The organism is Sporosarcina ureae (genome assembly GCF_002082015.1).
GTDB lineage: Bacteria > Bacillota > Bacilli > Bacillales_A > Planococcaceae > Sporosarcina > Sporosarcina ureae_A.
This window is the reverse complement of record NZ_CP015109.1, coordinates 1,235,176-1,257,266: the sequence shown is the minus strand read 5'-3', so window position 1 is coordinate 1,257,266 and position 22,091 is coordinate 1,235,176. Positions and strand designations below refer to the sequence as shown.

Below are 22,091 nucleotides of genomic sequence, written 5' to 3'. Positions count from 1 at the left end.
TGACCCACCTCCTTTTCACTAGCATATCCAGAAACACTGCATACATACTGGAGACAGGGAAGTAGTACATTATGACAACTTTGGAGGAGAGTTCATGGTTATTGTACAAGATATTGCAACTCCACGTTTACAGAATTACTTGGAATTTGTGCGTGATCCTATAGCGTTTTTTACGCGGGTTCAGCCGCTTGGCGATGTGATTTCATTGAAGACAGGCATATCCCCGACGTTTGTGGTCAACAGCCCCGAAGCTATTCGAGAAATCTTGATTCGTCAAGACCAGTCATTTATCAAAGGCCGGACAACGACTGTGTTGCAGAGAACCGTAGGAGAAGGTTTACTAACGACGGAAGGTGAGCGCCATGCAACGCAGAAGAAATATATCCAGCCAGCGTTCTATAAAAATGCATTGGAGCGCTACGCTCATGCAATCATCGATGAAACGAATAAGCTAGTCGAACGTCTTGAGCACGAACAGGAAGTGGATATACATACTGTAATGATGCGTTTAACATTGTCAATCATTACACGAACGATGTTCTCAACAGATGTCTCGGCAGAAGAGAAAGAGCTTGCAGACGCTGTCACGACAACGATTGAGCAAAGTGTCAAAATTTTATTCAGTCCCGTGATAATTCCCGCTTCAGTTCCGACTAGAGCCAATTTAAAACATAAAGAAGCGATCCAGACACTTGAAGCTATGATTGACAATGTACTAATTGTTGCGAAAGAACATCCTGAATGGTTTGAGGGTTCATTGCTTGGCATGATGAGAGCGGTGACAGATGAGAACGGAAACAGATTGCCAGACAAAGAAGTTCGTGATCAGATGATGACTATGTTGTTGGCAGGTCATGAAACGACAGCAAACTTATTGGGCTGGTTATTTGCTGAAATCGCAAGGCATCCTGAAGTAGAGAGACGTCTGATGGAAGAATTGGAAACCACACAATTGGTAGGAAATCCATTTAATTGGATGCGAGAATTACCGTATATACAGCAAATTATTGAAGAAGGCTTGCGGCTTTACCCTCCGGCCTGGTTGATCTATCGGGAACTTGAGGAACCTGTTGAGATGTTTGGAAGATCCTTCAAAAAGGGAAGCACGTTTATGATCTGTCCGTATGCGATTCATCGTAATGAAGAGGTGTTTCGTGATGCGAATTCATTTGACCCGAATCGGTTTGCTGCAGGTAATAAGTATGCACCATTTAGTTACTTTCCGTTTGGTGGCGGATCTCGCAGTTGCATCGGTTCGAGATTTGCGATGCTCGAAGCGACTCTCATCTTGGCGGTACTATATAAAAAGTTTGTATTCCGTAATGTTCGATTGCAAGCGCCTGTTCCAGAACCGTTGATTTCATTACGGATAAAGGATGGCTGGCCGATGAAGGTAGAAAAGCGCGGATGACCAATGTGAACAATCATCCGTGTCATATAAAAACAGCGACCATCAAAAAGATGGTCGCTGTTTTACTAGTGATCAGATACACACTGCCGCCTCTTTAGGAGTCGGCAACTCAACGATGCGCTGTACTTCGTCACCTTCTAGCGTTTCTTCTTTATACAATGCATTGACCAATTCTTCAAATTGATACTCGTGCTCCTTAATGAGCGTTTCTGTCTTTTTCGCGGCTTGATTAAACAGCATTTGCATTTTTTCTTCTCTATCGGCTTTATTGAAGATCAAAGAAAATCCTTCTTGGAACAATCCAGTGTTCACCATACGCTCAAGAATATCTTTGGCCTGTTCCACGTCGCCTCCAACGCCAATACTGTGCTCACCTAAATAGAGACGCTCCGCAATGCCGCCCGCTAAGATCATACTGACTTGATCGAGCAATTCGCTGGCTGTAGACAAATGCAGTTCTTTTTGAATAGGGGCTACATAACCGAGTGCTTGACCTCTTGGAATGATCGTTGCTTTTCTAACGGAGCCCGGCTTTGTAAGAGCCGCGATCATGGCGTGTCCGGACTCGTGAATAGCTACACGCCGCTTCGTTTCTTGATCGCTTAATGTGCGCGCTGTATTTCCAAGGATGGTCCGGTCAATTGCGAAATCCAAATCATGCTTCTCGATAAGTTTTCGACCTTCTCGAATGGCGCGGCGGCTGGCTGTCTCAAACAAACTACTAATTTCAGCACCAGAAAAACCTGAGGTGCTGTCTGCAAGTGTATCTAGAGACGCGACTACATTAGGTGCCAGCGTTCTGCCGTTTGTATGGATATCGATAATTTCACGACGACCTTTTGTGTCTGGCAATTGAACGTTAAAAGTAAAGTCAATACGTCCTGGACGCAAGAATGCATCATCCAACATATCTTTTCGATTCGTTGCGGCTATGAATAGTATGCCATCATTATCGTTTCCACCATCAAGTTGAACAAGCAATTCAGTTAAAGTCTTTTCAGATTCTTCTCCACCGTGTTCTTTCCGTTTTCCAGCCAATGCGTCTACTTCATCAATAAAGATGACGGCAGGACGTTGCTTACGGGCATTTTCAAAAAGTGTACGCACACGTGAAGCCCCAACACCTACAAATAATTCGGTGAAGGCTGCACCACTTGAAGAATAAAAAGTAGCTCCTATTTCTTTCGCGATAGCTTGAGCTAATAACGTTTTACCTGTCCCCGGAGGTCCATACAGTAAAATACCTTGAGGCAATGCAATGCCCATTTTTTTCGCTGCTTCAGGATTTTTGAATACTTCTAACGTCTGTAGTATCTCTTCTTTCATTTCTTGAGGGATTCCACCGATATCGTCCATTGTAATATCAGGAAGCGGAGTCGCTTTTGATGCTTGATGTTTCATACCTGACGCACCAATATTGAGCTTCCCTTTTTTGTGAAGAATAAAAAGTGTCAGAAGAGCTGCTAATACGAGTCCGCCAAAAATCCAACCACCCGCTGAACTTGCTGGTTTATATTGATAGGACACATTATATTTTTGTACCAAGTCATCGACTAATGTACTTTGTGGACGCACCATCGTGCTGTATGTTATGTGATCTACTGTAATCGATAATTTTCCTTTGGCTGTTTCATTTAGTAAGACATTAGCGCCTGATTGTTCAGCAATCAGTTTTTCCATCTGAGCAAAGGATACTTCTTTTCCTCCAGGGGATTGTAAATAGTTCCAAGTGACACCTGCAACGATTGCCGTGACAAAGAGGGCTACGACTAAGATCTTTGATGCTAATTTTGAAATAGGCTTCAAGGCCAGCTCCAGCTCCTTTAATGAATTACTTAAATTATACAAAAAGATAGGAGTATTGAACAGTGTGTAAACTAAATAAATAGTTACAAATTCAAGACGGTGTGAGAAAGTACCTAAAAATGAAGGAGTGAAGTTGCATTTGTAGTTTTTTACTGGAGGTATAGTATGGAGGTTAGTAAGTATTCGCATTCTAGATCCGCTTCGGCACGTGGGGGATTACCCCGTAGTTATGCCTGCGCTCCACTTACTGTAACTCACGACTTGCAGTAACGGCTTCCACTATTTCAATAAAATCACCTACTTAGGCTGCACATTTTCTAGCACGGCAAAACCATCACGAACTTTTATCTTTGCGAGCAATTGGCCTTGGCGTGATAAATCTTCCAACTGCATACCCGTATTTTCAGCTACATAGAATCGATCTGGAAGGAAGTTTGCATAATACATCTGATTGTCATCGATAGTATGTTCACCGTAGTAATACATATCTCCTTTTAAAAACAACCCATCATTTGGTTTCTGATGTGTAACGGTCTTTAACCCGTATAAATCACCATCTTCCTGTTTTAATACTGCGTACACCGTCAATTTTCCGGTACGATGTTTGGAGAATTCTTTAATGAGCGCAGGATCAAGAAGTTCTTTGGAGAATTCTTCAATCGCAAACTGAAGACTGACATAATCACCGTAAAGAATATCGCGCGGATCTACAGGCACAGTTTCCAGTGTGATAGTTTCACCTGCATTCAGTGTGTGTAAAGGCTTCCAAGTCATCGCTAACAGAAGGATGATGGGGGTAATTAAAGCAACCAGAAATAAATTACGTTTATTATTCATGGCGTTTCACCGTCTCTCGTCGCGACTTTTCAAACCAGAATCCAAAACCGATTAACAACAACCCGCCTACGATGAAAAATAATGATTTTGGCATGAAGTTATAGGAAATATCCGTGTAATAGCGATAGATTAACGCACATGTGATCAGAATAGCTGGCAAGCTGTCTTTCTTTAGAAGATAAATCAATAAGATAATGAATATAGCAGTGAAGATATAAGGTGCAGAATCTTCAAATCGTAAATCATTCCATGTGAACGGGAAAGTCAGCATAATACCCGTGATGCCAAATAGTACGGAACCAGTCCAAGAAGATTCTGTACGATAGTGTTTAAAAGGCGCGAGTGCAAGAAGCACGCCTAATATGAAAATAATTAATACAGATATCCATTCATCCACATGGAAGAACTCTAGCGTATTGACGATAAAAGCCGCACTAAGCAAAACATTCATGACGAACAACGAACTCTTTCTTCCGAATCGTGTTTCATTCATCCAAAATAGTAGAGGGATCAATAGAAGCAACCAAAAAGGATCGAAGCTTCCCATTTCATAAGTTGAGAAAGCACTAAAGCTATAGATAATAAAAAATGCACTAGCGAATACAGCAAGCAATTGATCTTTAAGATAATAGGCTAGTGGCAAGATCCCGATCCCCCATAATAGGAAGTCCGTGTACACCGTATGTTGTAAATGAAAGCTTTGACCAATCAGGAATATCCCAGCTCCGAAAATGGCAGCCCCGATATAGTACATACTGCGTGATGTTCGTTCGTATTCTCTTTCAAGCTTATATCCTGCAAAGTATGCCAAGATCATACCGAGAATAATTAATCCGAATTTAAAGAATGGCGTCAGTCCTGCCCAGTTACCTGCGATAAAACTCAGTATTCCGACCCCCACTAATATAGCCCCGAAAGCTAGCAAGACTCTCACGAAATTAGTGCTTCCTTTCGCTTCATATAGTGAGAGCATTTCTTTAGCATCCGCTTCTCCTACTTTGCCTTGCTGTTGTAAGAAAGAAAACTCTTGTTGCAAGAAAGTGAATTGTTGCTTACTGATTTTTCTTTTCACACAGATTCCCTCCTTTCAAACTAGTTACTAAGTAGACGCATCAATTTATTATATGTTACAGAATAATTAGAAAGATATACAAGTTAACTAGTTGAATATAGTATCTCGTAAATTTTCTTACAACACAACAAATACTAGAAAAATACATATAAATCCTTTATTTCCCTATTGACAATCTCTTGAGAACGATTATCATTGATAATGTAAAACTAAACGGTAGGAAGTAGGAAAAAATATGAAAAAAACACTCGTGACAGCTTTTGCTTTGACAACGGGAATTTTACTATCAGGTTGTGGGACAGCTGAAGAATCTACTGAAACAGAGCCCGCAGCGACGGTTGAAGTAGACTTAACTGCTGAAACAGATGCATATAAAGAGTTTGCGCTTGAACAAATGGATGAATTCGTTATGGACACAGAGAAATTCGTTGCAGCTGTTAAAGCGGGAAATATAAAGGAAGCAAAGGAAATCTATCCACTGGCTAGAATGTATTTTGAACGTTCTGAACCGATTGCAGAAAGCTTTGGAGATTTAGATCCACGAATCGATGCACGTCTTGCAGATGTTCAAGAAGAAGGGCAAGGAGAAGAAGAGTGGTCTGGCTATCATAAAATTGAGTACGGTCTATGGGTAGACAACACAACCGTAGGGTACGCAGAGATTGCAGATCAATTACTTAAGGATGCAAAAGAACTGCGTGCACGTGTAGAAACCGTTGAAGTATCACCTGACTTGATGATCACAGGAGCAGTCGATTTATTGAATGAAGTCTCTACTTCTAAAATTACTGGCGAAGAAGAAATTTATTCTCATACCGATCTTTATGACTTCAAAGCAAATATTGAAGGCGCAGAAAAAATCTATGAAATCCTCAAAGAAAAGATGGCAGCGAAAGATCAGCAACTAGTAGATGAACTCGAAACGAAATTCCGAACGATCAATAGTCTTCTCGCTGAATATGAAGATGGTAATGGTGGCTATATATCCTATGTAGAATTAACAAAAGAAGATACAAAATCGCTATCAGAAGCGGTAAATCAATTAGGTGAACCATTAAGTATGATGGGCATCGTAACGGAGTGATACTATGACGGACCAAACTGAAGAAAAATTCTATGATAAGAAAATTTCACGTCGTCAAATGCTGAAGTATACAGGAGCAGGTGCAGCTGGTGTGGCGATTGGCGCATCAGGCCTTGGCGGTGTTTTTAAAGTATTCGGAATGGTTGAGGAAGAAGATAACCCACGCTCGCAAAATAAGATCAATTTCTATGGGAAGCACCAATCAGGAATCGCGACTGAATGTCAGAGTTATGTATACTTTGCTTCATTAAACGTCCTGGTGAATTCACAACAAGAATTGATGGATCTATTTAAGATGTGGACTCCTATTACCGTACGCATGATGAACGGTGAACAGATTGATGGTCAGACTTCCAATATGCTCATCCCAGCAAAAGATACAGGGGAAGCAGTGGGGTTGGACGCATCGAACTTAACACTGACACTTGGTGTCGGTCCGTCACTATTTGAGAAAGAGTCTTTAGGTTTAGCGTCAAAAAAACCTACTGAACTGAAAGATTTGCCGCACTTCCCAAAAGATCAGCTAGATCCTGCTTATACAGGTGGAGATATTTGTATTCAATCCTGTGCAGATGATCCACAAGTTGCTTTCCATGCAGTTCGAAACTTAGTACGTGTAGCTTCAGGTAAAGTATCATTGAAATGGACACAGGCAGGTTTTAATTCTTATCCGATGAAGGGGAAGAAAAAAGAGACACCAAGAAATTTATTTGCATTTAAAGATGGTACAGTCAATCCTAATGGATCTAAGGAAGCCGAGATGAATGAAGTCGCTTGGATCGACGCGGGTCAATCAAAAGGCTGGATGACTAACGGTACGTACATGGCTGTCCGTCGAGTTCAAATGCACTTGGAAACGTGGGATCGAACCGCTTTACAGGAGCAAGAAGCTACATTTGGCCGTCATCGCGATACGGGAGCGCCGATAGGGAGAGAAAAAGAGGTAGACGAAGTAGACTTAGATGAAAAGGATGCAAACGGTGAATATGTGATCCCTGAAGCTTCCCATGTGCGTTTGGCTAAGAAATCTAAACAGAAGATTTACCGACGTTCATTCTCCTATAGTTCAGGTGTTATGGATTCAACAGGTACATTCGACGCTGGTCTATTGTTTATTTCATTCCAAAAAGATCCTAAACAATTTATCGCAATCCAAAACAGCTTTGGCCGTGAAGATAAACTAAATGAATATATTACCCATCGTGGCAGCGCATTATTTGCCTGCTTCCCTGGAGTTCAAAAGGGAGGCTTTATCGGTGACTCACTTTTCTCGATTATATAAATGGATTGCGGTTATGTTCATCGTCATAGTACTGCCAATCCGTCCAGTATTCGCTGAAACGGAGACCAACTATAGTGAACTCTATATTTCCATCAGTGATTCCATTATGGAAACGAAAAAAACGAATGATGCAGAAGCAGTTGCATCTTTACAAGAATTTGAAACGATTTGGCAACGACAAAAGTTAGAGAGCTCAGAGCTCACAAAAGAAATCGATAAAACGTTAAAACAAGCATTGCAAGCAGACTCAGAAACACGTGGTGCGCTATTAAGTTCTTTATCTAAAGCCTTACATGAATTAGAAAAGTCGGAAAATCCAGTGGACGAACGAGCAGAACGCGAAAAGTTTGGTCAATTGATGGAGCCAGCTCTCACGGAATTAGACCTAGCTATCGAGTCGGGTTCGTTAGAAGAAATCGAACAAGCAAATCAACAATTTATTTCCACCTGGACACGCAATGAACGTCCGGTGCGGGAGCAAAGTATTTCAGCGTATGGTGCAATTGAAACGAGTATGGCATTCATAAGAATCACGTTGGCGGAGGAGAAACCTGATCTCGAGGCATTACGTACTCAGTTTGATGAATTACTGATCACAGTAGATCAGTTTGTCAGTGGGACGTTGAAAGAGACAGCAACCGAAGATTATTCTTTGACCACATTGACGGCACTGTTAGATGAAAGTTCAGATTCCTTACAAAAAGGAAAGCTAGATGAAACGAAGAATTCATTGCGCGAGTTCATTCAAATCTGGCCGAATGTGGAAGGGGAAGTGCGTACGAAAAATGCCTCTCTTTATACAGAGCTTGAAAATGAATTGCCATTGATGATTGGCCAATTGTCGAATAGCGACTATGACCTTGAAAAGGCTGAACGACAGTTACAAAACTTTACACAACAAATTTCCTTACTGCAAACAAATGACAATTTCAGCTTTTGGGACTCTGCGCTGATCTTATTGCGCGAAGGACTTGAAGCATTGTTAATCATTGTGGCATTATTATCGTTTTTAACAAATGCCAATCAACCAGCTATGCGTAAATGGGTATACGTTGGAGCAGGTGCCGGCCTGACGCTTAGTATCGCGGTGGCGGTTATGATGTCCACAGTATTGCAATCCGTCACGATAGGGAATAATCGTGAAATGATGGAAGGTTATGTGGGGCTCGTGGCGGCTGCACTGATGATCGGAGTGGGTATTTGGATGCACCAAAAATCCAATGTCGCCTCGTGGAATCGTTATATATCTAAGCAAATGGGTCAAGCCATTTCAAAAGGGAGCGTACTCGCTATGGCTTCGGTCAGCTTCCTTTCCGTATTTAGAGAAGGTGCAGAAACAATCGTCTTTTATGCAGGGATTGCACCGAAGATGTCCACCGTAGAATTTTTAATGGGGATATTGCTAGCAGTTGTCATATTGGCGATCGTAGCGGTTGTCTTTATGAAGCTCAGTCACCGAATTCCAATTCATCGTTTTTTCGCAGTGGCGACGATTTTGATTTATGTATTGGCGTTTAAAATTATTGGTGTCAGTCTGCATACGTTACAGTTAACAAACGTGATCAACACAACGGTGCAACCTCGCTTGCCGATTATAAACTTCATTGGTTTTTATCCGACCAATGAAACGATTATGGCGCAACTAGGTTTACTACTCATCATTCTAGTGGCTACTTGGATACGAAAAGCTGGCAAGCGTTCCAAAGCACAACTTTCGAATTAATTACAAAAGGATGTCCTTGAATTTCGAGGCATCCTTTTTTGGCGTTATGAAGTTCGAGATCAAAGTGAATTAGCAAGAGGGATGATTTTTTAGTATGTACTTTATTACGTTAAAAACCTACTTGACTAATAAGATTAATCATAATACAATGAAATCATCTTAAAAATAATATTCAGTCTAGTCAGATATCCTGTGTTAGTAAGCGTTATAAAATACAATAAAAGGTTGCGAGGGTGATGAATATGGCGTTACAAGTATCGAACAGTCCTTTTAGTGAAGAACAAGTAGAATTGCTCAATCGTTTATTACCGGGCATCACAGAAACACAGCAAAGTTGGCTAAGTGGTTACTTAACAGCTGTCAGCTCAACTTCAGTACCATCGAGTGGTGTCGCTGTATTGGAGCGTCCTACTATCGAAGTTCAGACAGCAGTTAAAGAAATAACTGTTCTTTATGGTTCACAAACAGGTAACGGGCAGGGAATCGCTGAGCAAACAGCAGCCAAGTTAAAAGAGCAATCCTTTGATGTGACCATCCAATCCATGAGCGATTTCAAACCGAATAATTTGAAGAAAATCAACAACCTGTTGCTTGTTGTTAGTACGCATGGAGAAGGAGATCCGCCTGACACAGCCTTACCGTTCTTTGAATTCTTGCATGGCAAACGTGCTCCGAAACTGGATCATCTTCAATATTCGGTATTGGCACTGGGCGATAGTTCATATGAATTCTTCTGTAAAACCGGCGCTGATTTCGATCAGAAACTTTCCGAACTCGGTGCTATTCCATTAGCGCCACGTGTAGATTGTGATTTGGATTATGATGAACCAGCAGCACAGTGGCTAGCAGCGGTAGAAGTTTCATTGGAAATCCAAACGGGTGGTCAATCGGCTGCAGCTAGTGTAGAAATTGAAACCACGTCAGCTACTCAGTATTCACGCACGAATCCATTTAATGCGGAAGTACTTAAAAACATTAACCTAAATGGTCGTGGTTCTAATAAAGAGACGCGTCATGTGGAGATTTCATTAGAAGGCTCAGGATTGACGTATGAACCGGGTGACAGTGTGGGAATTTATCCAACGAACAATTCCGACTTAATCGATGAGATTATTAGTCTTGGAGGTTGGAACGCAGAAGAGACGGTAGAGATCAACTCACAAGGAGAGCGCCGTGCTTTACGAATTGCTTTACTGAATTACTTAGAGGTTACTGTAGTAACCAAACCATTGCTTGAAAAACTATCCACTTACTCTAAATCAGAAGAGTTGAAACGAATTCTAGAAAAAGAACATGTGGATGAACTCCGGGCATATGTCGATGGACGGGATGTACTCGATGCCTTAACAGACTTCGGACCAGTAGAAGCTTCAGAACAGCAACTAGTAGGGATTCTGCGAAAGTTGCCAGCGAGATTATATTCAATTGCAAGTAGTCTAGAAGCAAATCCTGAAGAAGTGCATCTGACAATTGGTGTTGTCCGTTACGAAGCGCATGGTCGCGACAGACAAGGTGTTTGCTCGATCCAATGTGCAGAAAACCTCGAGCCAGGGGATACATTACCGATCTATATTCATAAAAATGATAACTTCCGTTTACCTGTCAATTCTGAAACACCGATTATCATGATAGGGCCAGGAACAGGGATCGCGCCATTCCGTTCATTCATTGAAGAACGCAGTGAAACGGGAGCGGAAGGAAAGTCCTGGTTGTTTTTTGGAGATCAGCATTATATGACGGATTTTTATTACCAGACTGAATGGCAAAATTACGTGAAAGGTGGAGCGTTAACACGTCTCGACGTAGCCTTTTCACGTGACACAGATGAAAAAGTATATGTGCAGCATCGTATGAAACAGGCGAGTCAAGAACTGTACCAATGGATTCAAGAAGGTGCAGTGATTTATGTATGTGGTGATGAACAGAACATGGCAAAAGACGTACACGCAACTTTGCTAGAAATCCTTCAACAAGAAGGTGGTAAGTCACTTGAAGAAGCCGAACAATTCATTACTCAGTTAGTTCAAGAAAAACGCTATCAGAGAGATGTCTATTAATTCGAAAGGGAGTGGGAGCATGTCTTCGACAACAAAGCCGATCCATATACAAGACGGCGCACCGAGTGATGTAGAAGAAATTAAAATTGAAAGTGATTACTTACGGGGAAGTCTGATTGAAACAATGAATGATTCCATTAGTTCAGGAATCCCAGGTAATGATAACCGACTGATGAAATTTCATGGCAGTTACTTGCAGGATGATCGAGATCTACGGGTAGAGCGTCAACGCCAAAAGCTAGAGCCAGCCTACCAGTTCATGATCCGCGTACGGACACCAGCTGGATTAGCTACACCAAAACAATGGCTTGTTTTGGATGAACTAGCACATAAATATGGTAACGGTACATTAAAGTTAACGACACGCCAAGCGTTCCAAATGCATGGAATTTTGAAATGGAATATGAAAAAGAATATTCAGGAAATGAATGACGCGTTACTAGATTCGATCGCAGCGTGTGGTGACGTCAACCGAAACGTCATGTGCAGTCCAAATCCAAATCAGTCATCGGTTCATGCAGAAATATATGAATGGTCGAAGCGATTAAGTTTGGATTTGTTGCCACAAACAACGGCGTATCATGAAATTTGGTTGGATGAGGAAAAGGTTGTGGATACGGCAGGTGAAGAAGTAGAGCCAATTTACGGTGCGACCTATTTGCCTAGAAAATTCAAGATTGGAATTGCGGTACCTCCAATGAATGATATTGATGTATTCGCTCAAGATGTTGGATTAATTGCAATAGTAGAAGACGATAAATTAGTCGGCTTCAACGTCGCGGTAGGTGGCGGGATGGGAATGACGCATGGTGATGAGCAGACGTATCCTCAGTTAGGTCGCCTAATTGGGTTCGTGCCGGTAGATCAAGTCGTGGAAGTAGCGAAGCATTTAATGACGATCCAACGGGATAATGGGAATCGTTCTGTACGGAAGTATGCACGATTCAAATATACGATTGATTCTCGGGGGCTGGATTGGTTAATTGAAGAGCTTCATAGCCGTCTGGGCTGGGAGTTAGAGGAATCACGTCCTTACCATTTTGATCATAATGGAGATCGTTATGGATGGGTGCCAGCAGAAAATGATCGTTGGAATTATACATTCTTTATTGAAAATGGTCGTGTGCGCGATACTGAGAATTATAAATTGATGACAGCACTTCGGGAAATTGCCGAGATTCATACAGGTGATTTCCGTTTGAGTCCAAATCAAAACTTAGTATTGGGTGATGTAGCGGGTTCAAATAAAAAGAACATAGAAGAAATTATTGCGAAGTATGGCTTAGAGTCTCCAGTCGAACAGTCAGCATTACGTAAAAACTCCATGGCATGTGTTGCACTGCCTACGTGTGGTTTGGCGATGGCAGAGGCAGAACGATATTTACCTTCATTGATCACAAAAATCGAAGACTTACTAGATGAAGCTGGACTTGGCGATGAAGAAATCGTGACGCGTATGACAGGATGTCCGAATGGATGTGCACGTCCAGCGATAGCAGAACTAGGTTTTATCGGTAAGGGACCAGGCAAGTATAATATGTACTTAGGTGGCGGTTTTACGGGGCAACGCTTAAGTAAGATTTACCGTGAGAATATTGGAGAAGATGAGATATTAAATGAGTTAGGACCTATATTGAAACGTTTTGCGAAAGAACGCAATGACGGCGAACACTTTGGAGACTTTGTGATCCGTGCTGGAATTGTTGCAGAAACTACTGACGGAACGAATTTCCATAAGGTGTAATTGCATAAGTAGGACAGCCAGAGTGAAATCTAGCTGTCCTTTTTGGATGGAAGCATTGGATATTTAGCGAACAAGCAGAATGTTTTAGGAAGTTCACTTAGATATTTGTAGGGATCACCATCTTACTATTCCATCCTAATCTTAATTGGAAGGGAAATTGATTAGGTATAAAAGTTATATGAATGGAGATGATTAATATGAGAAATACCGGGAAAGGTAAAAAAGAGCAGGTTGTATTAGCGTGAACCTTTACTAAAAATTATTTATCAAATCGAAGGAGATGTTTGGATGTCGAATGTTAAGGTAGCTGTAATTTTTTACAGTATGGGTGGAACGAATTATCAATTAGCCAAATGGGCAGAGGCAAGTGCGAAAGAAGCAGGTGCTGAGGTAAAAGTTCTAAAAGTAAAAGAGTTAGCTCCGCAATCAGTAGTGGAAAATAATGATGTATGGAAAGCAACGGCTAATGCAACGAAAGACATTCCAGTAGCAACATCAGAAGATATTGAATGGGCGGATGCTATTATATTCAGTACGCCAACACGTTTTGGTAATATGGCTTCACAAATGAAACAATTCCTAGATACACAAGGCGGTATATGGGCTAAAGGTAAGACAATCAATAAAGTGGTAAGCGCAATGTCTTCAGCTCAAAACCCACATGGTGGTCAAGAAGCAACCATCCTATCGTTATATACGTCCATGATGCACTGGGGTGCGATTATCGTACCACCTGGATATTCAGATCCAGTAGTATTTGGTGCAGGTGGAAACCCATATGGAACTAGCGTTACAGTCGGTCCCACTGGTGAGATGATTGAAGATGTGGAGGCTGCTGTTAAACATCAAGCCAAACGTACAGTCACAGTAGCAGAGTGGGTTAAAAAAGGAATTCAATAAATGTCATGAAAAACTCTGTCTAAATAGGCAGGGTTTTCTGTGTTTTTGATTAATCACTGTATCTGACTTGAAAACTAGTGAACAAAATCTACTTGCAAGCATTTACTTGTTTAAGTGCTAAAGCATTGCGGTATACTATTACTAGTGAATGAAAGGAGATTGATTATACATGACTTATGAAGAGAACATAGCGGGTTTTGAGAAAATTGATTCTGCAAGAGCAGATAAATTAGTAAAAGACGATGGCGAAGCTGTAATTTATGTAGGTAAAGAGGTCTGCCCTTATTGCCAAGTGTTCGTTGGAAAACTAAATAAAGTGTCTAAAGAGACGAATACGCATATCTATTATGTAGATAGTATAGATCAAGCAGATATGAAAGGTGTTTCAACTTTCCGTAATGAATATGGCATTCCAACAGTTCCAGGTTTCATCTACACTAATGGAGACACAGTAAATGTGAAATGTGATTCATCGATGTCGGAAGAAGAAATCAAATCTTTCATGCATAAGTAATAGGATTGAAATTATAAAAAGATCATTAATTCAACAATGAATTAATGATCTTTTTTGTCTGTTCAACTAATAGTCTGCTCTACTGGGAAGGTTTGTTTAAGTTCATCTAGGAAGGTTTGACGTTCTTCTATGTTATGGAGATAAATTGGTTCAATGGCCTCTTTCAGCCAGCTACGACGTTCCACACGATCCGCCACATATTTCTTTACATACTGTCGGATATCTGCGAGGAAGTCTAGATAGTCTTCATAACGTTCATCATACGTTTCAGCTATTTCCGATCGAATCTTCTTGGCCAATGAAGGACTTGCACCGCTTGTAGATACGCTGATAATCAGTTTACCGCGGGTAGTGACTGCTGGAATCTGCGCGGTACCTAGCGATGGGTTGGATGCGTGAACGACTAGTTTACCCGCACGCTTTAATTGCTTGGCGAGATGATCATTTAGTACTTCGTTGTCTGTAACGAGTAATGTGAGAAAAGCGTTCGCAACATCTTCCCATTCCGCTTCTTTCGTGATGAGTGTAACCGTCCCTTGCTGTTCAAGTTCTGCAAGAGATGGATGGAATTCAGGGCTGATAAGAGTCGGATGAATACCGAAGCGGTGTAAGTTGAGTACTTTGTGATACGCAACGTGCCCGCCACCGACTAAAAATATATTTGATTCATCCAAGTTTTCGAGCATGATGGGGAACATAGAGAACACGTTTCCTTTCTGCTGCTTCATCGACCCTTTCATTCAGAATTGCATGAATCACTGGGTCATAGCCTAATTCAGAGCATAGATGAATAGCGGTTGTTGTTTTCGTTTTATTTAGTGTTCGTTCAATTGATTTCATCAAAATACCGGTGAATAACAAATACGGTAACACATACAGAGTCTTGGGTTGCTGTTCTAGTAGTCGTTCAAGTTCCTCTTCATAAAAAGGCTCGCAAGCTGCTAGATAACCGACATGAACATGTTGAAGCTTCATTTTCTCCTGGAAAATTCTTTTGATCTCTGCAAAGTCTTCTTTCGTGGTAGGATCACTGCTACCTCTTCCAATCAATAAAATAGACGCATTCTTAGGAATAAATTCTGTTGTATCCCGCAGTCGTTCAATCAGCACATCCACCATACGTTCATCCACGCCAATTGGATCGCCATAGTAAACAGGAATATTAGGGTAATTCATCATGACTTCCTCTAGCTCAGTAGGAATATCCACGTTGGCGTGACCTGCGCGCAATAACAGAAAAGGTATAGCTATAATTTCTGTTGCGCCTCGCTCTATACAGCGTGCGACACCTAACGCGATAGACGGATCAGCGAGTTCAAGGAAACATGCTTCTTGAATAGGGGCCACATCGGTTTCCATCGTCTTCTCAATGAACGCCAAAGCAGCCTGCTGTCCTTTTTTTACGCGGCTGCCGTGGCAAATATATAGGATCGCTCTCATACCATCGTCTCGTGCAAACGACGTTCTTTGCTCGATTCCTCGAACCATCGCAATTCGTCACGCAAGCGGACCACTTCCCCAATAACAATCATGCTAGGGTTTTTGACTTCCTCAAGACGTGCTGTTTCCGTCATAGTGGAAAGTGTCGCAGTAACTGTGCGCTGCGTCTCTGTTGTCCCCCAATGAATAAATGCAACAGGTGTGTTTGGATCTTTGCCGTGTTGAATTAATTGCATCTGAATATAGGGAAGATTGCCGATGCCCATGTAAATTGCCAGCGTATCTATTCCTTTGGCAAGAGCCTGCCATTTCTCAGCCTCGTCCGCACCTTCCTTACGATGGCCCGTGACGATGGCAAATGATGCACTGTATTCACGATGAGTGACTGGGATTCCTGCATAAGCAGGAGCTGCGATCCCCGAAGTAATTCCAGGAATCACCTCGAACGGGATGTGATGCTTGACCACAAACGCAGCTTCTTCACCGCCACGACCGAAAATAAATGGATCGCCGCCTTTCAGACGGACGACTTGTTTACCTTGCGTGGCATGTTTAACCAATAAGAAATTGATCATATCCTGCTGAACGAAATGATGCTTTGGAAGCTTGCCTACAAAAATCAATTCCGCGTCTGTTTTTGCATAAGCTAAAATTTCTTGATTGATCAGTCTGTCATAAAGAATTACATCCGCTTGCTGTATTGCTTTCACTGCTTTTACGGTCAATAAGTCAGGATCGCCAGGACCTGCTCCGACTAGCCACACCTTACCCATTCCTCTCACTCCTTAATTAATCCATTTTTTATCACGTAAGTAATCGATTAATTGCTCGACACATTCTTCCACCGTATATTGATCTGTTTCTAATGTGAGTTCAGGTTGTACTGGTGCTTCATAAGGTGATGAAATTCCGGTAAATTCAGGAATGACACCAGCACGTGCCTTTTCATATAAACCCTTCGGATCACGTTCTTCACAAGCATCAAGAGGACAGCTGATATATACTTCAACAAATTCATCCTTCTCTACCAAACGTCTGACACTATCTCGATCTTCTCGGAAAGGAGAGATAAATGCAGTGAAAACAAGCTGACCGCTATCAATGAATAATTTCGAAACTTCACCGATTCGACGAATGTTTTCTTTACGAGCTTCATCTGAAAAGCCCAAGTCTTTATTTAAGCCGTGACGGACATTATCGCCATCAAGGACATAGGTGTTCGCACCAAGATCATGTAACCTACGAGCAGCTGCATTAGCAATCGTGGATTTACCTGAACCCGATAGGCCTGTGAAGTAAAGTACTGCGCTATGATGTTTATTTTTTATACGTTGTTCTTCTTTTGATAGTAACGGGTCATGCCATACAATGTTCTTTGCCATATCGTGTCTCCTCACTTCACCAGTTCTTTTTCTTGTAAGCCTTTGATTAGTACATCAACCACTTCTTTACGACTGAATTCTGACGGAGGCAAGATGCCGCTTTTTAACATCGCACGTACCTTAGTTCCCGAAAGAATTACATGATCTTGACTAGAGTGCGGGCAAGTTTTAGGTGTTGCCATATTGCCACAAGCTTTACAGAAAAAGCTATGTTCAAAGAACAGTAATGTGATGCCAATTTCTTCTGCTGTAAAGTTCGAGAAAATTTCTTGCGCCTCGTATGTGCCGTAATAATCTCCGACACCTGCATGGTCACGGCCGACGATAAAGTGAGTACAACCATAATTTTTGCGTACAAGGGCATGGAAAATGGCTTCGCGTGGTCCTGCATAACGCATGGCGGCAGGGAAGACAGCTAACTTCACACGGTCCTCAGGATAGTAGTCACGCAGTAATACTTGATAACTCTCCATCCGTACATGAGCGGGGATATCATCAGACTTTGTTTCGCCAACTAATGGATTGAGCAAAAGAGCATCGACGGTTTCAAGTGCAGTTTTTTGAATATACTCATGGGCACGGTGTACGGGATTACGCGTTTGGAATCCGACGATTGTCTTCCACCCATTATTATCAAAAGCTTGACGAGTTTCCGAAGGATCGAAATAAAATTCAGCGAAATCTCTCTGTTCTATTCGTCTTATTAATTTGATCGGTCCACCAAGGTAGATATGTCCGCGATCGAGTAACTTCGCAACGCCTGGATGAGCACGGTCAGTAGTTTTATAAACTTTTTCTGCTTCGATTTGTTGATCAGGTTCGAAGATCTCCGTAATTTCAAGTGTACCGTAAATTTCGCCTTGATAATCGAGTAGAACCGTATCGCCTACGGAGTAAGCTGAACTGTCTTTAACGGGCAGCGTAATTGGCAAACTCCATATTGTACCATCTGCTAACCGAATGTTATTGACGACTGCATGGTAGTCTTTAGAAGTTAAAAAACCTGTTAATGGGCTGTATGCACCCGTTGCGATTAATTCCAAATCACTTACTGACGTTGCATCAATTGAAACTGTTTTATGCAAGCCTTTAATGGAGAGAGTGGGATCGTATAAATTAATTAACTTGCCGCCATGTGGTTGTATGATTGTCATTTTTGAACACCTATCCTTTTCATTTTAATAAGACATATAGAAATACTAGGTTTTAAATTAAAAAAATTTACGTATGCAGTCCACATTCTGTTTTGCCGCTACCGGTCCAGCGTCCAGAGCGCATATCTTCTTCAGTAAAAGCTGGTTTTGTACAGTTTGCGCACCCGATACTCGGGTATCCTTGATCATGAAGAATATTATAATCTAGTTCATGTGTGTGGGCGAAACGCCAAACATCTTTCCATGTCCAATGAATAAGCGGACAGACTTTAATTTTTTCAAAACGATTATCTACATTTAGATATTCCGTAGATTTTCTCATTTCAGATTGTTCCCTACGTAATCCTGATATCCAAGCAGTGGAAGGGGCAATGGCTTCTTCCAACGGTTGGATCTTTCGCAAATGACAACATTGATTCGGGTTGGTTTTCCATAGATCTAAACCATATTGATTTGTTTGTTCTTCAATAGTCAATCCGGGTTGTTGTATATGGATTTTAAGCTGAGGATAACGTTTCTTTACTTTTTCTATTGTGTCGTACGTTTCTTTAAAATGATAATTGGTGTCTAAGAAAACAATCTTGGCATCGGGCTTCACGCGTGAAATCAGTTCGATCAGTACAATGCCTTCAATACCAAAGCTACAAGCATAGACTAGCTTTTCTCCATAGTGATCATAAGCCCACTGCAATACTTCAGAAGCTCCTTTTGTTTCAGAGTCCGCTGGAAACTCTGGTAAGACTGGTGTATCACTCCACGATTTAAATGTGACCATTCCATCCCCCCGCTAACTGTAATAGTATTAACAGTTTAACAGACAATTAAAAATAGTCAATACAAATTAGAATAGTAGGGATTGAACTTTTATATGCGTAAATAACAGAGTTTTTTGGTTAGCTAACTGCGAGGTAGGCCGTGGCTAGGATACAACTGGCAGTATCACCGGCACCTGGCTCCTAGCTGTCGTCAATCGCCAGGGCAATTTCCCAAGCGCTTGAAATACGACTCCTCATGCTTTTCTCATTCTAGTTATCTCACATCGATATACTTTTTACTTTTCATGTCAAAAAGCAATTGGTATACTAATTAGTAGTAAGCCATTATAACTAAAGGAAAGAGTGTGCACCCAATGGGCCGTAAATGGAATAACATTAAAGAAAAAAAAGCGTCTAAAGATGCGAACACAAGTAGAATCTATGCAAAGTTTGGCCGTGAAATATATGTAGCAGCAAAATCAGGTGATCCCAGTCCTGAATCCAACCAAGCGCTGAAATTCGTACTCGAGCGCGCAAAAACATACAACGTACCGAAAGCCATTATTGACCGTGCGATTGAAAAGGCAAAAGGTGGCGGTGAAGAAAACTTTGATGAACTTCGTTATGAAGGATTCGGACCGAACGGCTCCATGGTTATCGTGGACGCATTAACAAATAACGTCAATCGGACAGTTTCTGAAGTGCGTGCCGCTTTCGGTAAAAATGGAGGAAACATGGGAGTAAGTGGTTCTGTTGCTTACATGTTTGATCCGGCCGCTATTATCGGTATTGAAGGCAAAACAGAAGATGAAGTATTAGAGTTATTGATGGAAGCAGACGTAGATGTAAACGATATCGAGGAGGAAGATGGGCAAGTAGTAGTATACGCAGATCCCTCCCATTTCCATGAAGTACAAGAAGCGTTCCGTCAAGCTGGTGTTACAGACTTTACCGTAGCTGAGTTGTCTATGATTGCTCAGAATGAGGTTTCATTGGATGAAGAAGCCCAAGAGCAGTTTGAAAAAATGGTCGAAGCGCTCGATGATTTGGAAGATGTACAACAAGTTCATCATAATGTTGATTTAGCTTAAAAAAACAGCTGTTCCATAATGTAATGGAACGGCTGTTTTTTGTATTACTTTATGATGACTTTCCATTCGTCAGTAGGTTCTTCGATGAAATCTACGTGAGTGGGTAAAAAGACGAAAGACCAAGGAGTTGCGGAATATGGTGGAATGTCGAGGGTCAATGAAAAAGTCTCCTCGGCTACTGTTACTCCTTGCTCATTCACTACACATACTGTAGCTTCCCGAAAAGATAAAACTTCATCACGATTATTTTGTAAAAATACAGTAGCGACTAATCCACCATTGCGTTTATGTTTTAACAGGATGGGTGTGGCTGTAAACTCTTCCTGTTTACATCTTTTAGTTTCATATTGATGAATAAAAGCTTGTTTTTGTTGATCTGATAAAGTAGCTTCCCACGTAGCATCAAACACAATTTGCATAGTTTAGACCTCCTTCTTCCTATATCATTCCCTTGGTTTTGATATTTAAGTCCTATTATATCATAGAATAATAAAAAATATTCACTACGACTTACTTCTCTTGTGCACTATAAGTATTCCATAACACTAGAAATATCACGATTACTGTACATAGAATGAAGGAAGTCATCTAATGATGTATACTGGAGTAGAAATATAGTAGTAAAAGGAGAGAGTCGTATGATACGTGTATTATTTGTTTGTCTCGGAAATATTTGTCGCTCACCTATGGCTGAAGGAGTATTTCGTAAGATGATTCATGACGAACGATTGGAGAATCGCATCGAAGTGGACTCTGCTGGAACAAGTGATTGGCATGTAGGGAAAGCACCTCATGAAGGAACGCTGTCCAAACTAGCGGAATTTAAAGTTTCTGCAGCTGGAATGGCGGGTCGTCAGTTGAATGTGAAAGATGCAGAGGAATTTGATTATATTATCGGGATGGACGCGGAAAACATCCGGAACATTCACAACATATTTGGTGATCATGATCATCAACGTGTGATTCGTTTTTTAGATTTGACTAGTCATCAAAAAGATGTTCCCGATCCATACTTCACTGGCGATTTCCAAGAAACATATGACTTAGTGCTCGAAGGTTGTCAAGCATTATTGGAGCTTATTAAAAAGGAGGCATCCATTGAATGAAGATTCCTGTAATATATGAAGATAACCATCTCTTAGTCGTTGAAAAGCCGGTCAATATACCGGTGCAAGAAGATGAGAGCGGAGACTTGGACGTATTGACCATTTTAAAGCAAGATATTAAGAGACGTTATCAAAAGCCAGGGAAGGTTTACCTTGGCTTAGTGCATCGTCTTGATCGTCCTGTAGGCGGTGTGATGGTATTTGCTAAAACTTCTAAAGCGGCATCTCGTCTATCCGATCAGCTTCGTCGCGGTATCATTGAACGGAAATACTTAGCAGTTCTCCGTGGTGTGCCACGAAAAAAACAATCTACTCTTCAGCATTATTTATACAAGAATCGTCAAAAAAATCAAGTGTACAGTGTGAAGCCAAATCATCCGGGAGGGAAGGTGGCCAGTTTGGATTATCAAGTACTCGATAGCAAAATTGATCAAAGTTTAGTAAGTGTACGTCTGCATACAGGACGATCACACCAAATTCGCGTACAAATGGCAACAGAAGGATTCCCGCTTTATGGTGATCAGAAATATGGGAATTCGATGAATAAGCGTGGCGAACAGATTGCATTATGGGCGCACACGTTAGAATTCGAACATCCAACAACAAAGGAAAAGATGCAATTTACTTCAGAAGCACCACGAGTTTATCCTTGGGAATTATATGCTACGCACGATCAAGTTTATAAAACATATGGTTAGTGACGGACGGTCCATTCTTGACTTACGAAATCGGT

21 protein-coding genes are annotated in these 22,091 nt (G+C 41.3%); 11 read left to right on the top strand and 10 right to left on the bottom strand.

Features of this window, described 5'->3' with window-relative positions; translation table 11 throughout:
• The first annotated feature begins 94 nt into the window (after window positions 1–94).
• On the top strand, window positions 95–1,411 hold the full coding sequence (locus tag SporoP17a_RS06265) for a cytochrome P450 (protein ID WP_083033687.1): 1,317 nt from the start codon (window positions 95–97) through the stop codon (window positions 1,409–1,411).
• A 72-nt stretch (window positions 1,412–1,483) separates the two neighbouring features.
• Here the strand turns inward: SporoP17a_RS06265 and SporoP17a_RS06260 are convergent, their stop codons facing one another.
• The 3 genes from SporoP17a_RS06260 to SporoP17a_RS06250 form a co-directional block, all read right to left on the bottom strand.
• Window positions 1,484–3,217: an AAA family ATPase gene (locus SporoP17a_RS06260; RefSeq protein WP_083033685.1), complete on the bottom strand. Its 1,734-nt coding sequence runs from the start codon at window positions 3,215–3,217 to the stop codon at window positions 1,484–1,486.
• 297 nt (window positions 3,218–3,514) lie between these two features.
• Window positions 3,515–4,054, bottom strand: a complete 540-nt coding sequence (locus tag SporoP17a_RS06255) for a GDYXXLXY domain-containing protein (RefSeq protein WP_083033684.1) — start codon at window positions 4,052–4,054, stop codon at window positions 3,515–3,517.
• Window positions 4,047–5,126, bottom strand: coding sequence for a DUF2157 domain-containing protein (locus SporoP17a_RS06250; RefSeq protein ID WP_083033682.1), 1,080 nt, complete (start codon window positions 5,124–5,126; stop codon window positions 4,047–4,049). Before SporoP17a_RS06250 ends, SporoP17a_RS06255 begins: the two co-directional genes overlap by 8 nt.
• Before the next feature lie 235 nt (window positions 5,127–5,361).
• Here SporoP17a_RS06250 and efeO point away from each other — a divergent pair, with 235 nt between their 5' ends.
• The 7 genes from efeO to SporoP17a_RS06215 all read left to right on the top strand — a co-directional run bounded on the left by efeO (window position 5,362) and on the right by SporoP17a_RS06215 (window position 14,430).
• The gene (efeO, locus tag SporoP17a_RS06245) at window positions 5,362–6,210 is read left to right on the top strand and encodes an iron uptake system protein EfeO (protein ID WP_083033679.1); all 849 of its coding nucleotides are present in this window, start codon (window positions 5,362–5,364) and stop codon (window positions 6,208–6,210) included.
• Between the two features lie 4 nt (window positions 6,211–6,214).
• Window positions 6,215–7,492 (top strand): iron uptake transporter deferrochelatase/peroxidase subunit, encoded by a 1,278-nt coding sequence (gene efeB / locus SporoP17a_RS06240; RefSeq protein WP_083033677.1) that lies wholly within the window; start codon window positions 6,215–6,217, stop codon window positions 7,490–7,492.
• Complete coding sequence (locus tag SporoP17a_RS06235) at window positions 7,467–9,215, top strand: FTR1 family iron permease (RefSeq protein ID WP_237262395.1); 1,749 nt, start codon at window positions 7,467–7,469, stop codon at window positions 9,213–9,215. The genes efeB and SporoP17a_RS06235 overlap by 26 nt, the downstream gene beginning before the upstream one ends.
• A gap of 242 nt (window positions 9,216–9,457) precedes the next feature.
• Window positions 9,458–11,272, top strand: coding sequence for an assimilatory sulfite reductase (NADPH) flavoprotein subunit (locus SporoP17a_RS06230; RefSeq protein ID WP_083033674.1), 1,815 nt, complete (start codon window positions 9,458–9,460; stop codon window positions 11,270–11,272).
• A 19-nt stretch (window positions 11,273–11,291) separates the two neighbouring features.
• The gene (gene cysI, locus SporoP17a_RS06225) at window positions 11,292–13,016 is read left to right on the top strand and encodes an assimilatory sulfite reductase (NADPH) hemoprotein subunit (RefSeq protein ID WP_083033672.1); all 1,725 of its coding nucleotides are present in this window, start codon (window positions 11,292–11,294) and stop codon (window positions 13,014–13,016) included.
• Window positions 13,017–13,304: 288 nt separating this feature from the next.
• Window positions 13,305–13,916: an NAD(P)H:quinone oxidoreductase type IV gene (gene wrbA / locus SporoP17a_RS06220; RefSeq protein ID WP_083033669.1), complete on the top strand. Its 612-nt coding sequence runs from the start codon at window positions 13,305–13,307 to the stop codon at window positions 13,914–13,916.
• Between the two features lie 169 nt (window positions 13,917–14,085).
• Window positions 14,086–14,430 carry a DUF6568 family protein gene (locus tag SporoP17a_RS06215; protein WP_083033666.1) on the top strand — a complete coding sequence of 115 codons (345 nt, stop codon included), beginning with the start codon at window positions 14,086–14,088 and terminating at the stop codon, window positions 14,428–14,430.
• Between the two features lie 62 nt (window positions 14,431–14,492).
• On the opposite strand, the gene SporoP17a_RS06210 is transcribed toward SporoP17a_RS06215, so the two are convergent.
• The 6 genes from SporoP17a_RS06210 to SporoP17a_RS06185 form a co-directional block, all read right to left on the bottom strand.
• A complete protein-coding gene (locus tag SporoP17a_RS06210; protein WP_083033664.1) occupies window positions 14,493–15,128 on the bottom strand; it encodes a precorrin-2 dehydrogenase/sirohydrochlorin ferrochelatase family protein in 636 nt (211 codons plus the stop codon).
• The gene (locus tag SporoP17a_RS06205) at window positions 15,097–15,870 is read right to left on the bottom strand and encodes a sirohydrochlorin chelatase (RefSeq protein ID WP_083033662.1); all 774 of its coding nucleotides are present in this window, start codon (window positions 15,868–15,870) and stop codon (window positions 15,097–15,099) included. The genes SporoP17a_RS06210 and SporoP17a_RS06205 overlap by 32 nt, the downstream gene beginning before the upstream one ends.
• A complete protein-coding gene (gene cobA, locus SporoP17a_RS06200) occupies window positions 15,867–16,643 on the bottom strand; it encodes a uroporphyrinogen-III C-methyltransferase (RefSeq protein WP_083033660.1) in 777 nt (258 codons plus the stop codon). Before cobA ends, SporoP17a_RS06205 begins: the two co-directional genes overlap by 4 nt.
• A gap of 12 nt (window positions 16,644–16,655) precedes the next feature.
• Complete coding sequence (gene cysC / locus SporoP17a_RS06195; RefSeq protein ID WP_083033657.1) at window positions 16,656–17,252, bottom strand: adenylyl-sulfate kinase; 597 nt, start codon at window positions 17,250–17,252, stop codon at window positions 16,656–16,658.
• A gap of 11 nt (window positions 17,253–17,263) precedes the next feature.
• Window positions 17,264–18,406 (bottom strand): sulfate adenylyltransferase, encoded by a 1,143-nt coding sequence (gene sat / locus SporoP17a_RS06190; RefSeq protein WP_083033655.1) that lies wholly within the window; start codon window positions 18,404–18,406, stop codon window positions 17,264–17,266.
• Between the two features lie 67 nt (window positions 18,407–18,473).
• Window positions 18,474–19,181, bottom strand: a complete 708-nt coding sequence (locus tag SporoP17a_RS06185; RefSeq protein ID WP_083033653.1) for a phosphoadenylyl-sulfate reductase — start codon at window positions 19,179–19,181, stop codon at window positions 18,474–18,476.
• A gap of 354 nt (window positions 19,182–19,535) precedes the next feature.
• On the opposite strand from SporoP17a_RS06185, the gene SporoP17a_RS06180 reads away from it, so the two are divergent.
• Window positions 19,536–20,252: a YebC/PmpR family DNA-binding transcriptional regulator gene (locus tag SporoP17a_RS06180; protein WP_083033651.1), complete on the top strand. Its 717-nt coding sequence runs from the start codon at window positions 19,536–19,538 to the stop codon at window positions 20,250–20,252.
• Between the two features lie 44 nt (window positions 20,253–20,296).
• Here the strand turns inward: SporoP17a_RS06180 and SporoP17a_RS06175 are convergent, their stop codons facing one another.
• Entirely contained in the window at window positions 20,297–20,671 is a 375-nt protein-coding gene (locus SporoP17a_RS06175; RefSeq protein WP_083033649.1) for an SLAP domain-containing protein, read from the bottom strand.
• Between the two features lie 219 nt (window positions 20,672–20,890).
• Here SporoP17a_RS06175 and SporoP17a_RS06170 point away from each other — a divergent pair, with 219 nt between their 5' ends.
• Entirely contained in the window at window positions 20,891–21,358 is a 468-nt protein-coding gene (locus SporoP17a_RS06170; RefSeq protein WP_083033648.1) for a low molecular weight protein-tyrosine-phosphatase, read from the top strand.
• The gene (locus tag SporoP17a_RS06165; protein ID WP_083033646.1) at window positions 21,355–22,056 is read left to right on the top strand and encodes an RluA family pseudouridine synthase; all 702 of its coding nucleotides are present in this window, start codon (window positions 21,355–21,357) and stop codon (window positions 22,054–22,056) included. The genes SporoP17a_RS06170 and SporoP17a_RS06165 overlap by 4 nt, the downstream gene beginning before the upstream one ends.
• Window positions 22,057–22,091 lie beyond the last annotated feature (35 nt).